Annotated in this window: 7 protein-coding genes; 1 reads left to right on the top strand and 6 read right to left on the bottom strand. The window is 35.1% G+C overall.

Going from position 1 to position 14,329, the window contains the following annotated elements; translation table 11 throughout:
• Positions 1-134: 134 nt before the first annotated feature.
• Entirely contained in the window at positions 135-722 is a 588-nt protein-coding gene (locus CHRYMOREF3P_RS18500; RefSeq protein WP_180565222.1) for an FMN-dependent NADH-azoreductase, read from the top strand.
• Positions 723-1,022: 300 nt separating this feature from the next.
• On the opposite strand, the gene map is transcribed toward CHRYMOREF3P_RS18500, so the two are convergent.
• The 6 genes from map to CHRYMOREF3P_RS18470 form a co-directional block, all read right to left on the bottom strand.
• On the bottom strand, positions 1,023-1,787 hold the full coding sequence (map, locus tag CHRYMOREF3P_RS18495; RefSeq protein ID WP_180565221.1) for a type I methionyl aminopeptidase: 765 nt from the start codon (positions 1,785-1,787) through the stop codon (positions 1,023-1,025).
• A gap of 602 nt (positions 1,788-2,389) precedes the next feature.
• Positions 2,390-2,941, bottom strand: a complete 552-nt coding sequence (locus tag CHRYMOREF3P_RS18490; RefSeq protein WP_180565220.1) for a hypothetical protein — start codon at positions 2,939-2,941, stop codon at positions 2,390-2,392.
• Positions 2,938-3,852 (bottom strand): RHS repeat-associated core domain-containing protein, encoded by a 915-nt coding sequence (locus CHRYMOREF3P_RS24335; RefSeq protein WP_317169705.1) that lies wholly within the window; start codon positions 3,850-3,852, stop codon positions 2,938-2,940. The genes CHRYMOREF3P_RS18490 and CHRYMOREF3P_RS24335 overlap by 4 nt, the downstream gene beginning before the upstream one ends.
• A gap of 358 nt (positions 3,853-4,210) precedes the next feature.
• Positions 4,211-7,897 carry a DUF6443 domain-containing protein gene (locus CHRYMOREF3P_RS18480; protein ID WP_180565219.1) on the bottom strand — a complete coding sequence of 1,229 codons (3,687 nt, stop codon included), beginning with the start codon at positions 7,895-7,897 and terminating at the stop codon, positions 4,211-4,213.
• Between the two features lie 6 nt (positions 7,898-7,903).
• Positions 7,904-12,466, bottom strand: coding sequence for a DUF5977 domain-containing protein (locus CHRYMOREF3P_RS18475; RefSeq protein ID WP_180565218.1), 4,563 nt, complete (start codon positions 12,464-12,466; stop codon positions 7,904-7,906).
• A complete protein-coding gene (locus CHRYMOREF3P_RS18470; RefSeq protein WP_180565217.1) occupies positions 12,463-14,091 on the bottom strand; it encodes a T9SS type A sorting domain-containing protein in 1,629 nt (542 codons plus the stop codon). Before CHRYMOREF3P_RS18470 ends, CHRYMOREF3P_RS18475 begins: the two co-directional genes overlap by 4 nt.
• Between the last annotated feature and the right edge of the window lie 238 nt (positions 14,092-14,329).

The following is a 14,329-nucleotide window of genomic DNA, read 5'->3' as shown; positions in this document are numbered from 1 at the left end:
TAACAATTTAAAACCGGGCTTTTTCAATCGCTGACTCTCTTGAATACTCCTTTTTAAAATTTTAAACTGATAAAAAGTACATGCATCTGTCCCCATTGTGAACATCAGATCGTCATAAGAACAAAAAATAAAGTATGAAGAATATTCTGCACATTATCTCCAGCGCGAGAGGAGATTTATCTTATAGCAACAGATTGAGTTCCCTCATTCTGGAAAAGCTTTTACAACAGCATACTATCAATAAAGTCATTGTACGGAATTTGATTAAAGATGTACCACCATATGCAGATGAAGTGTCAATTCATGAGTTTTATAAACATCCTGCATTATATGATGAACAAAGCAAAAAGCTTCTCTCCTATGCCAATATCATTGTGGAGGAAGTGCGTGAGGCTGATATTATTGTCATTGGAACTCCTGTTTTTAATCTTGGAATCTCCACTCCTTTGAAGGCATGGCTGGATCAGCTGATCCGGGCGGGAGTGACTTATGTTTTTGATGAACAATGGAATCGTGTGGGACAGTTTAAAGGTAAAAAAGTGTATCTGGCTATTGCTTCCGGCGGAAGAAATACTGAGGGAACTCCGGATTATATTTCTGATTATCTCAAAGATGTTTTCAGAAGTTATACGGGAATTACAGATGTCGAAACGTACCGCATAGAAGGAACTATGGAGCATGGGTTTACAGCAGATTATGAAAGTATTCTGAAAGATTTTTAATGCTTCTTAAGGCTATATTTTATGGTAAAACGCAAAGTTTTTAATTATTAATCCTGAATTTAAGAGAGCTAAGAAGGAATCAAACATGTTGATTGGATGAAGCTTTGTGATTAAATAATACTTATTGTTTTGTTTTTAACGCAAGGGCGCAAAGGTTTTGCATTATGATGCATATTTAAGGCGCAAGAAAATCAAAGATTTTCAGCAAAGAAATTATAATAAAATCTTGCGCCTAAAAAATACTTTTTTATCGAAATTGGTGTCTTTGTAATTTACAAATCACACAAGAATAATCTGTGCTTAATTCAGGATTCCGTTCATTTCGGTTAGAATGATAGGTTTTCCATCAGTGATTACAATGGTGTGTTCGTGCTGAGCCATATAACCGCCTTTGTTGCCTACCATGGTCCATCCGTCTTTTAATTCTACAGCAAGATTGGAAGAGGTGGAAATAAAAGTTTCAATAGCCACCACAGAGTTTTTCTTAAAACGTCTGGTGTCATAACGGTTTTTGTAGTTCAGTAATTCATCAGGCTGTTCATGTAAGCTTCTTCCTACTCCATGGCCACCAAGGTTCTTAATGACCTTAAGACCTCTTTTCTTTGCTTCTGTTTCCATTAAATGACCTATGTCTGCTATTTTCACACCACCTTTTATGTTATCAATAGCCTTTCTCAAAATATCTTTGGATGCTTCCACCAATTTCTGATGTCCATGAATATCTTTTCCAATGACAAAAGAGCCACCGTTATCAGCCCAATATCCGCCCAGTTCAGCAGAAACGTCAATATTGATCAGATCACCTTCTTCCAAAATCCTCTGATCAGTCGGAATACCATGGCAGAATTCATTGTCCACGCTGATGCAAGTCCAGCCTGGGAATCCATACGTCAGGTAAGGAGCTGATTTTGCTCCGAAGCTTACCAGTATTTTGGCTCCGTATTCATCAAGATCTTTTGTAGTCATGCCGGGTTTAGCATAATCCATCATCTTTTTCAGCGTATAAGCAACGGCTTCACTTACTTTTTGCATTCCGGTCATCTGATCTTCGTTGGTGATTGACATAGTTTTGTTTGTTATTGAGAACTACAAAGTTAGGAAATTAAAATATTCTGATACCATTTGTTTTAATTCCTAAAACTCGTGTATTGAAAAATGATATTATCAGGTACTTTCCCCCCTTCACTACCCCTCTACCCCCTTAGGTAAGGGGGTATACCCAGTTATACAAGGGGCTAGAGGGTGTTCATTAACGGTCTCCAGCCACTTTGATAAGTGGGTAAAGTGACTTATAGGACGGTCTGGAGACCGTTAAAGAAGTAGTTCGAGGCTGTTCCGAAGGGGCTCGAGATAGTTTACAGAATGGTTATAGCAAATTAATGATGTATATGAAGAGGCTTACTATAGTAGTTGAAGGCATTTCTGAAGTGGCTGGAGACAGTTTATAAACTAGTTCCCGGCATTTTAAAAGGTATCACAGGAATATTTTACCGGATATTAAATGGATGAAAAATTGCCTGATAGATAAGAAGCTTGAGGTATAAAGCTCATGGGAAAAGAATAAAACCACTGCTTGTACAGTGGTTTTATTCTTTTATTTGAGGACGAACGCTGACATTCACGCCAGCGGAGAATCATATATTGATTCTGAATTCATGATTTTATTATCATTCGTCATCTTCTAAATTTTCATACTTATAATCTGTTAAGATTAATATTCCAAAATATTTCCATTCAAATTCGTCTTGATAGTCTATTTTTAGAATGAGAGTTTTTTTTGTTTTTTGAAGGACCTCAATGGATTTAATCACTTGAATATGTGATGGATATATACCGTATGGTGAGGAAGCAATGAAATTTTTATCGTCTTCTTTGGTTAAATTAAATTCATGGAAAATTCCTAATTTTATTTTTTCTTGTGCCCTAAAATTTCCCGATTTAAAACAGATTATATTTTGAAAAGACTTACTTTCTTTATCATATTTAGATAAACTTTCTTCATCAGAATTATATTTTAAATATTCATATTTCATCATCGAGGTGTCTTGTTTAAAATAATCAAAAATTCCCAAGTCTACTTTTTTATTATTCAATAATCCAGATTTATAACTTATTATAATTGGTTTATAAAATTCCAAGATTTGAGCTTTCATTTTATTTGTAAAACAAACTGTAAAGATTACGTATAAGAATATTTTTAATTTGTTTCTTTTTTTCATTTTTTTTCTTTTTTCTTTTCCTGTTCTCTAACTTTTAAAAGTTGATTTGTAATTATATCCGATGGGGAACCTATAGCTCGTGGGGCTATGAGTTTGAATGAATCAGCACCATATTTTACGTGATCGGCATCGGCATCACCAGTTGAGTCTTCTATATGGGATTTTATTTCATGATAAATACTTTCTGCTAAATCATAATTACTATAACTTACGCTTTTTTGATTTCCATCATCATCAGTGTTTGTCACAGTATATCTTTCAGCACTACTATCTTTAAAATAATTTTCATTTAAAGCTACCAAATGAATTTTTTTATCTCCTGATTGAGATACATCTAGATTATCAAAAACTGATGCATTTTTATATACTTCAGGAATTTTTATTTTGCCATCTTTTACAAATCCCATAGAGCCAACATCATCTAATGTTGTTGCAACAGTTTTAGAATTAGAACCAAAATTTTTAGAGTTTATATAAATATCTTCCGTTTTACTTGTACCATACTTATCCCATAACCTTCTTCCTTCAGGAGTTTTATATAAAACTTCTTTTGAAGCCTTAAAAGAACCGTTTGCTGTCATAATAATAATGTCTTTTCCCTGTTTTCCATCTGGATCAATAAACCTCAATGGGTTGTTAAAAGCATAAGCATAGGTAGACCAACGTCTGGAAGTTTCCGCTAATGGGTCAATAACACCCCACCTTCCTAAGTCACTCATATACATCCTTGCCCCATAATCATACATGCCGGTCTCCTGCAACTCCTTCCCGTTGTACTTATAATTCTTATAACTTCCCGGTCCATAGAATGCGTTTCCAGTCTTCAGGTGATTCATCCCAAATGGGTAATAATCATTAGCATCTGTGATTTCAAGAGCACCTGTGCTGTTTCTGCCGAAACTTATTCTCACATTCCCAAAGTGATCCTTGTACTGGTAAATATAACGGTTTTCTTAAAATAAAATAACAAAACCATTGCTAGCAATGGTTTTGTTATTATCAAATCAAAGAGTTTGATTTAGTCAGACGATGTAGATTCAGATGAATTTATATTGTTTATAAAATCATCATTAAAAGGATTTGAAGATACATCCCTATAAATAATATCTAAATAATATATTATTTCAGGATACTCATAATTAAAATTGATCCGAATTAATTGTAAAGCTACATTTCTATGAACATTGTGTTCCATGAAAGTACTAACAATTTCTTCCAAAGTAATATTCTGTTTTTTTTTAATTTCTTCTATAAATTGAAAATTTTTCATTATTCTATATTAAATTTTTTTGATGTTTGAACTCTACCTGTCGCTTTACCCGTTGCTCTTTCGCCATAATAACTTACTGTTTTATATCCCTGGCCCTTATTTTTCACCCAACCTTCTATTGCTGATTTATAATCTTTTATACCTACTTTCCCAGCATACTTTGCATGAGATGCTTCTAATTCTTGTCCACCATAAAAGACCTCAGTAGGCATTATATCAACTTTTATATTCACATGAGTTCCTTCTGGCTCTAAGTTTGCAACTATTGTCATTTCTGGTGTATCAGCTTTCCCTTCAAATGAAAATAACCCAAAAAGATCGCCACTTTCCTCAACAGTATAAGACAATTGTGAAATATTTTTAGTTTCCCCTGTACTTGCTTCAACTGCACTTGCGACTTTGGTGGCTCTTCCATAACCACCAAACATATTATAACCACCACCACCAAAATCCAGCATTTCTTCCCGCTTGCTATTCCCAATTAAGCGGAAGATCCTATCTGTTTTGGTTTCCCCTTCATTATAAAAAGGACTCCCTTGCCATTGACGATATGAATTTAGACCTCCATACTTATCATTATTAGTTTTAGAACTATATTCATTTCTAAGACCATTCTTAATACCATTCCATAGTCTACTGAAAAAATCTCCGACTTTCCTCCTTCCTACAAGAACAATTTCTTCTATATCCTGTGTTCGGACAGTTTTTCCATCGCTTCCATCACCGGGTCCTCCCGGAGCTCTCCCGTCAGGATCAATAAACATAATAGGATTATTAAAAACATAATTATAAGGAGACCATCTTCTCATCTTTTCAGCTAAAGGGTCAACAACGCCCCATCTTCCTAGGTCAGGCATATAGAATCTCGCTCCGTAATCATACATACCACTTTCTTGAAGCTCCTTCCCGTTGTACTTGTAGTTCTTATAACTTCCAGATCCATAGAACGCGTTTCCGGTCTTCAGGTGATTCATCCCAAATGGGTAATAATCATTAGCATCTGTAATTTCAAGGGCACCTGCGCTGTTTCTTGCAAAACTTATCCTTGCATTTCCCAAATGATCTTTATATTGGTAAATATACTGATCTTTTACGTAATCATAAAACCCTTCTGCTGTAGGAAAGAACATGAGCTGGGGAGTCTTAACTGTGGTTATTCCTAAAGGAGTATTTAATTGCTGGTTCTCTGCAGTGACAATTCCACTTTCTACACTGTAAGCCTGCTGTTCATAAGCATATTTCAACTTTTCGGAGATCATACGAAGTTCTTCAATACCACCGCCTCCATTGTTATCGGATTCACTGTGATAATATTGAAATCCATCAAGGTAATCTGTGATATCGGTCACGGTATAACAGTTGATAATTCCGCATTCCCCTTTGGGAATCTTTTTTTGGACCTTAACTCCATCTGCTCTGTACAGGTAATTATGCAATCCCGAAAGCCCCAAAGTCCCATACTCTATTCTATTGGGTAAGTTCAGATGATTGTAAGTGATTTTGGTGATGTTTTTATCCGGCATCTGCCACATGTTTCCATTAAGGTCATACTGGATAGTACCACCTCCGCCTTCATATCCTGAAGGATTATTCTTGTAGTCTTTAATCACAGATACCTGATTGGTCAGATTATTGGATCCGTAAATATATTCCAATTCATCAATGACAGTAGCGGTTGTATTACTTCCTTCCAAAGCAGCAGTACGGTAAAGGCTTTTTATATTCCCATTCAGGTCATACGCTAAGGATTCTGTATGTTCTTTACTGTAAGGGTTCACAGGATTTTGATAATATCCTGCTGACAGTCTGTTCAATGCATCATAGGCATACCCATATCTTTTAGGTGCTATAGGAGGGTTCGCTCCTATAGATTCCACAGCTCTCCAATCTACTTCTGCAATATTGCCATTATACTTTGGCTTTACATTTTTCCCTAAAAATAATGCAGGGTCAGGATTCTCTATTCCATTCACCTGATTGTATTTGATTTTGTAAGAAAATAGTTTTCCTCCTAAATCAGGAACTGACATCTGTGCTTTATTAATATCGGTCAGCCAACCTCTTATGTTATAAGCATAATCAATACTCTGCAGATTATTCCCAACTTTTTTGTTGGTAAGCTGAGCCAGTTCATTATAACTGTTTTCTGTAAGAATCTGTACCGGCTTATCATCTACCTGATGTTTATGCACCAGTAATCTGTTCTGATGATCATATTCAAAACCCTCTGTGATCGTAACTCCAGGTTCATTCACTAATCTCTTATGAAGAGTAACCGTTTTCTTTGGAATTCCGGTAAAATCCAACTCAGATTCTGTTCTGGTATAGCCTCCTAAATGATTGACGGAATGAGTTCCAATAACCCTCCCCTTTTGATCGTAATAATTATAGTTCTTTGTCCAGTTATCATCTTCAATATTTTTCACAAAACTCATCACTGGAAGTCCTTTTGTACTTCTTCCATCCGCTGTAGGCGTCCCGGAAAGTACAGGTTCTCCCTGAATAGCTGAAGGGAAAGCAGGATTAAAGCTGTATGCAGGATAGTTATCATAATAATTAACACTTAAGACCTGAGTAACACCGGTAGGAGTTGAAAGCTTAGTATAATTTACAGACATGCCGTTTAAGGTAAATCCAGCTGTAGCAGTCCTGGTTTCATATAAATTAGCATTGATATTAACACTATTTTGCATTGATGCCCTGCTGGCAGGATTATTTGTGATTCCCGTGTAAACGATTCTTCCAAACTGATCATATTTAGTAAAGAGCCATTGCCCTTTTCCTTTAAGGACTGTATCCTGAGTCAGGATAAGCTGGTCAGCTTTATTATACACCATATACTCCCAGCCTTTACCAGGAAGTTTCTTTTCTACCAAACGGTTTCTCCCGTCATATCTATACTGGTAACATAAATCATTAAGCACAGTATTGGGATCTGCTTCTACAGAAGCTTTGGGAGGGATCACATAAGCCAGTTGATTATAATCATTGTAAACATAATAGGTATCTGCATTTTCTGAAACACTGATGACCTTTCTTACCAATACAACCTGGCCCTGACCGTTTTTAAACTCAATAGTTTGGTTTGAGTCTTCATCCGTTACTGTATTTTTATACAACTGGGCATCTGCATACATTCCACTATTAACGATATCTGACTCTGTAGCATTATTTACCCACTTTGTAGGAGCATTAAACTTTTTCACCTTATCTGCTGTAGAATTGGCTTCATACCCGAACTTTACGGTTTTCCCGTTCCAGTCATTACCTATTTGTTTTTGTTCGAGAACTCTGTTTAAAGGTGAATTTTCAATAATTTTTTCTGAATATATTTTTTCTGAACCATAGGGCGTACTACTTAAATTACTTAAAGGATCAGGAATAATGGCTCCATTCAAAGTGCTTCCCTGAGGAATGGGAAGGTATTCCTGGACCTGTCTTCCGAACTGGTCATATTTAATGGGAGTAACTACATCTTTCCCTAAGGGTGAAGCCTTAACATTGACAACCTGTTTTGGCCTTCCCAACCCGTCAAAATACTGAACTGTTTCTGAAGATTTTGTAGGCGAGGTGCCATTATAATCAAGATACATTTTGGATTGAATATAGTTTTCTGTCGGGCTCAATTGTGCCAGCACTTTACCTGTAATAAACAAAATGTTTATCAGAATTATTATTTTTTTCATCAGTTTTTAGTTTTTATCATATTCAAAAACAAAAGAAGCTCCTTTACCAGCAATTGCCATTCCGCCATGATTAGGACCAGGATCAGTTACACTTGGAGTTAAAACAATACTTCCGTTTGTATTTATTGTGACTTTCCATAAAGTATGTGTACCATATTCCATAACATTATTGATGACTTTTGTGGAATTGGGCCTACAAGAAGCTGGAATACTTGCCATTGTACTATTATACCAGGAGGTATTGTTTGGAGCAATTATACTCAAATTTGCTTTAAAATGCCCCGAACTTGGTTGGGTTACAAAAGAACTAGCTCCAAGCGTAATCCCGTTCTGTGACATTATATCACATCCAATATAAGTACATGGACTGTTGTTGGCTTCATTTTGACCATTAGTATTGATATCATCCATTGCTTTTTGATCAGCATCTTCCTGGCTAATATCAGAAGAGTATTTTTTTGCAGGCACTACATAGAAATAGGTATTTGATACTGCATCTGCAGAACAATTTTTTGTGAATACTTTACTTTTTTCTACATTATAAAAGCATGGCACAGCATTAGCCTGATTTTGTCCATTAGTATTGATTTCATCTAACGCTTTTTGATCTGCGTCTGCCTGGCTTATATCAGAAGAATATTTTTTTGCAGGTACAATATAAGTATAGCTTGCAATACCTCCTGGTGGACAGTTCTTAGTGAAAGTTTGGCTTTTTTCTGTATTAAAATATAAACAGACAGAATTTGTGTTGGCTACATTCTGCCCATTAGCGTTGATATCATCCAGAGCCTTCTGATCTGCATCCCATGGAGCTATTTCAGACGTATATGTTTTAGCAGGAACTACATAAGTGTAAGGATTAGCAAAAGTTCCAACTGTACAGTTATTCTTGGTGAAGTTTTGTTTCTGTTCTGCATTATAATAATATAAATCGTATGTAAATGTAAAATTAACAAGTGAAGAAGGGGTATATGCAGCTGTTTCGTATAAAAACTTCAACATGACATCCCCATTAGGTTCAACAGAAATAGACCACACTCTGTTTCTACTTGTGATTTCTCCATATCGTTTTACAGCAGGTACGCAGCTTCCAGTAATTTTTCCAACTTTTACACCTTGTAATAAAAGATTTTTTATCACAATATCATCGTCTATAAATATGCCATCAAAAGTCAACTGAACGGTAACAGAAGAAATTTTAGACACACCTACAGACCAATAAGGGACGGCATCTGAAGAGCTAAAAGTACAAGTAGCGGCTACGCAATTACCATATAAATTTGCTTGCGATTGTCCATTATTCTTTAAATCAGCTAAAGCTTGTAGATTGGCATCATCTTTACTGATCGTAGAACTGTATTTTTTCTCTGGAACGATATATAAATAGCGTTCACCAACTAAGCCACTAGTACAATTTTTTTTAATAAAGTAGTTTGATACTTCATCATTATAGAACAGCCCACTGACAGGTTGTTTAAATTTATATTTATATTCTTTTAGTACCTGATTATCTGCTGAAATAATTTTATCAAGTCTATTAGTATTAGCATTGTACTTATATATTTCTCTGATTCCATTAGCAGGAGTAATACTACTAACTCCTATTAACGGATTATGAGTGTAAGTGGTTATTTGATAGTTGGTCAAATATTGATTTTTTCTAAAATCATTCAAAGCATTATTGAAAGTTTGTTCCGTTAAATCATCCACATCTGCAACAGATTTAGTTTGCAAATCGGTTATGATATTAGACATCCCAGATATTGCTAATAACGAATTATAGTCAAGACCTTCTATTTTCGCTAGAGGCAGGGTTTGATCATATCCCCATATAATACTTGTAATGGTTCCTGATTTTGTATGATATTGCAAAAGATTTCCTTTTGTATCATATTGGTCATATATAATCTCACTTTCTGATGTTTCAGAAGAACTATCAATGGTATTTAGTAGTATAGATTGCGTCTGTTTAGGTAAAAGTTTAGTATGTCCATTCCAGTTTGTACTATAACTTAGTTTTGTTTTAGCGAGTGGAATATTGTTTTTATAAATTGTTGTTTCCAAAGGAATACCTAACATGTTTTTCTGAATAAGATCTGCAGAGCCCGAAATATCATTAGCATATTTATAAGCCGTTTTTGATTTTGTCTGATCTGCAAAAATAGATTCTTCTGATTTTAAGTTATTGGTTATGTTAGTATCATAGTTATAATCAGTTTTTGTACTTATTATATTTCCATTTAGAAAATCTGTGGTCGTTGTAGAAGTCAGACGTTGTTGATTAAGATTGATCTTATAATATCGATTGTATACAAGATGCTCAAAAGCTCCCCAGGTTACAAATTGATCCTTATTTTGCAATTTGATAATACTGTATTGATTTTCAACTTTTTTAACTGGGATTCCTTGCTCCCCCATATAGTTCGTCTTTAGCAGTTTTCCTCTGTAATAACCATAATCTACATACTCAAGTGTTAAATTTTTATAACTATCCTCAACATCTGGAGTAACATAAGCTTTTTTAATATCTTTATCTGGCATTCCATCAGGAATACTCTCTAAATCTGAAAAATAATTTTTTTTATAGAGTTTATTATTGACCCATTCATTTACCTGTGAATAATTAACAGGATTATTAGTATATGTATTAGGATTTATGCTATTTATGGATTCATGTGGCCTTGTAATATCAAGAACAGGATTAAGAAACATATATATCTGAGGGTGATCCAAATAAACATAGGTAAAGAAAGAGTTATTAATACCACTGCTTTTAGCTGAAAGCGAACCGTTATCAGCATCCCTGTCATAAGTAAAATCGCGGATATTTTGTTCTTTTCCATCAAAATCGATTATTTTTTTTATCCTTGCGCCTCCAACAATACCTGTTTGGTTTCTCATATACTGTAAGTAATGAGAATTTATATCCCTCCAGATTGTTTTTGAATAGGTATGAGGTTCATAATAGAAAGAAGAATATCCCCCTGTAGGATATTCAACTTTTCTCAACAACCCTACGTCACATAATTCAGGATTTGGATTCCTTTGATCCCCAACAATATCAGAGCTCAATAAAGAATTATTAAATACATAGTCAGGAGTAAGTTGGTTATTTTCTGATTTACCATTCCAATATCCCCAAAAATCAATACCAAAAGTAGCATGGTCGGGCAGATTGGAAGTTTTATAATAGTCAAATGAATATTTTTTATCACCATCCACTAGAGATGAAAGGAAAAAATAATCTTTTATCCTATTATAGCTAAAGTTAATAGCTTTTATTTCTTTATTTTGATTATTAAATACAGATACTTTATTTAATTTGAAAGATTTATATCCATAAGCATATGGAGCACCATAATTATTAATATAGGAAGTATAAGCGGGAAACTCCGTATAATCAAATGTAATAGTTGCCACATTATCAATGGTTATTTTCGCAGGGAATACCTTCTTAACCAAATTCATACTGGCCCCACCTTTAAAATTACCTTCGGGTCCCATATAATAGTTGGTCTGGGTCTTACCAGGTCTTATATCACGTCCACCAGATACATAAAAGTTCAGGTCAAAAAAACTCTGGTTTAATCCGTTAAGAGAATTTTCACTATAATCTTTAGGAGGAAAATAATTGCCGTGACAAAACCTAGTCCAATTAGAACCATATTTCTTGTTTTCAATAACAACATTAAGACCATTGACATATTCAATTTTGGATAAATACCACGACATTATTTTCATATTATAGGGTATGTATACTGGAGTTTGATTTAGAATTCCTAAATCATAGGAAACTTCTAGATTATCAGTATCACCTCCAAAATAATATTTATTTCCTTTTCCATCAGTAATAATAATTTGAGAGGGATCAGGCTTACAAAAATTATTGGGGTCATTTTGAATAGTAATTCCAGATATGTCTATTTTTAGATTAGTATCATTGGATACTGCTACAGGCTTTAGATCAATACCAATATAAAAATAACCAGAAATTCCCATGAAATTAAAATTAAATTTATCGGGTTCTAGCTCATAGAATTTTCCTATTTTCTGTTCTGGACTTAAATACGGGAAATAAGTATATGGTGGACTTGTTTGCAACATGCAACGAGGATATTGGTCATCGAAAATATTCTGATTTGTTAGTCCTAGAGACTCGACTGTTCTTGCACCTGAAAGATATCCACCGCCTGTGTGATCCCCTTCTGTAAATGGACTGTGTTTAACATCATCAGGAACATTGTTAATGGTTCTGGTAATTGCTCCCCCATAACTTAGAAACCAGTCATGCCCAACATAGTTTGATTGCTTAGCAGGAATAAACCCTGAGGAATTATATGCTAAATTAAGGGCAAAACTTTCTCCAGTTCCTGGTATTTCTGTGCTGTATAGTGGAACACCAACATCAACACTGCCTGAATAGAGATTCACGGGTATGTTTCCAAACCTCTCCATTTCGTAGGTTTGTGGTGATTTTATATCAATAGGCTTTGGAACATATTGTGATGTCTGTTCTTGAGCATTAAATAATGACACAAAGAATATACTTATTAGTACTAATTTTCTCATAATTTGATTAACTTCGCGTTAGCAGTTCTATTTTCATTTGTTTTTATAGTCACCAGATAAGCCCCCTGAATCAAAGCCTGGGTGTTAATCTTAGTCACTCTGTTCTTGGTTTTAATACTCTGAAGCTGTCTTCCAGACATATCATACAAGAGAATATCAGCATCTTTAAAATCAAAGCCGATTTCTACGTAAGCATAATCTGAAACAGGGTTTGGATAGATTTTGATGTCGTATTTTTCAATTAACTGATCAACCTGCTTGTCTCCCAGTTTCACGATCTTCCAGTTTTCTTTACCCAATTCTTCTGCACTTGTTCCAGCCAGAACAATTGAACCGTCTCTGTTGAGCTTCAGATCAGACAGTCTTTCTTCCTTCTTTCTGGATTCTCCTTTTACATGTTTTCTCCACTGTTCATTGCCATTATGATCAAGATAGAGCATCCAGAAAGTTTCATCATCAGTCTGAATTCTTCCTTCAGCCTGAGTATAGCCCCCTAGTAAAATTCCTTTGGAAGACTTGTCATCTGCTGCATGAAGAACACTCATACTCATCAAAATATCACGGTTTTTGAAATTAAAGGATTTCTGCCACTGTTCATCACCTCTTTCATTTAAAGAAATCAGCCAAAGGTCTGTCCCTTCTTCTATTCCTACCATTTTGTTTCCTGACCTTTCTGATCTGGATTCTCCACCAATGATGAAGCCAGTTGATGTTAATGCCAATGTTCTGATATGATCATCTCCTTTCCCTCCAAAATTCTTTTCCCATTCTACTTTTCCATTTTTGTCCAGCTTAACGATCCAGTAGTCGCCCTCGCCAAAGTTTTCAGTTTGTTTCGAGTTTCGGGATACGGAATTCGAGTTTTGAATGTTTGACACAGAACCCGCATCTCGCATTCCGGAACCCTTTTCAGATCCCGAAACACGAACCTCAGAACTCCTGGAATAAATTCCCAATAAAGCTCCTCCATCCTTCGTTGGAATCATCTTTTCCACTTCGTCTAAGCCTTTCCCACCTAAGATTAATTGGGAAAGTTCTTTTCCATCTTTATCAAGTCTTGTGATCCAAACGTCTTTGGAACCGTAACCTTTTGCAGCGTTCTGTACATTGCCTGCAACAAAAAATCCTAAATCTGTAGTTTGAATCACAGATCTTGCTTCTTCATCGGAAGAGCTTCCTAAGGTTTTTTGCCACAATTCATCGCCAAATTCATTGATTCTGATCAGCCAGATATCTGATCCTCCTTTGGAATTGTCTTTTTTATCCAATCCTTTTCCTGAATAAGACGTTCCGGCTAATAGAAATCCACCATCCTGTGTGGTAACAGTTGCTGATAAATAATCATGGTTGGAGCCTGAGAAGTATTTCTCCCAGACATCATTTCCTTGCTGGTTCAACTTTACAAGGTGAAAATCGTAACCATTATTTTGCTTACTGCCTGAAGCTTGCTGCTTATCGCTTTGGATAGAGCTTCCCGTAATAAGATACTGCTGATCGATAGTTGTAGTAACCTGGCTAAGAAAATCCTGGGTAGAGGATTTGATATCTTTCTGCCACACTACTTCCTGAGCAGAGATACCCAAGACCGTGCATAAGGTGAATGCACCGATATAGAATTTTTTCATTCCAATGTTGTTTTCTGAGTTAGTAATTAGTTCTTAAAACTTCGCGAATTTAACACTTTTTAAGACATGAAAATTATTTTAATGTGGTATGCTGTAAATCATACTATTTATTATTAAATCCTCTTTATTTATATTGAAATTCATTTTATTCTGGTGTAAAATTATCTCCGGATAACGACAAAACTTGTCGTATTAAAAACAAAAAAGGGCCAACTCAAAAGAATTGACCCCTTCCAAA

Source organism: Chryseobacterium sp. JV274 (assembly GCF_903969135.1).
Classification (GTDB): Bacteria; Bacteroidota; Bacteroidia; order Flavobacteriales; family Weeksellaceae; genus Chryseobacterium.
This window is presented reverse-complemented; position numbering and strand designations above follow the sequence as displayed.

What these genes read in the sequence shown, in the direction of transcription:
- map (WP_180565221.1), bottom strand. Translation starts at nt 1,787, where the DNA reads ATGTCAATCACCAACGAAGATCAGATGACCGGAATGCAAAAAGTAAGT.
- CHRYMOREF3P_RS18480 (WP_180565219.1), bottom strand. Translation starts at nt 7,897, where the DNA reads ATGAAAAAAATAATAATTCTGATAAACATTTTGTTTATTACAGGTAAA.
- CHRYMOREF3P_RS18490 (WP_180565220.1), bottom strand. Translation starts at nt 2,941, where the DNA reads ATGAAAAAAAGAAACAAATTAAAAATATTCTTATACGTAATCTTTACA.
- CHRYMOREF3P_RS18475 (WP_180565218.1), bottom strand. Translation starts at nt 12,466, where the DNA reads ATGAGAAAATTAGTACTAATAAGTATATTCTTTGTGTCATTATTTAAT.
- CHRYMOREF3P_RS18470 (WP_180565217.1), bottom strand. Translation starts at nt 14,091, where the DNA reads ATGAAAAAATTCTATATCGGTGCATTCACCTTATGCACGGTCTTGGGT.
- CHRYMOREF3P_RS18500 (WP_180565222.1), top strand. Translation starts at nt 135, where the DNA reads ATGAAGAATATTCTGCACATTATCTCCAGCGCGAGAGGAGATTTATCT.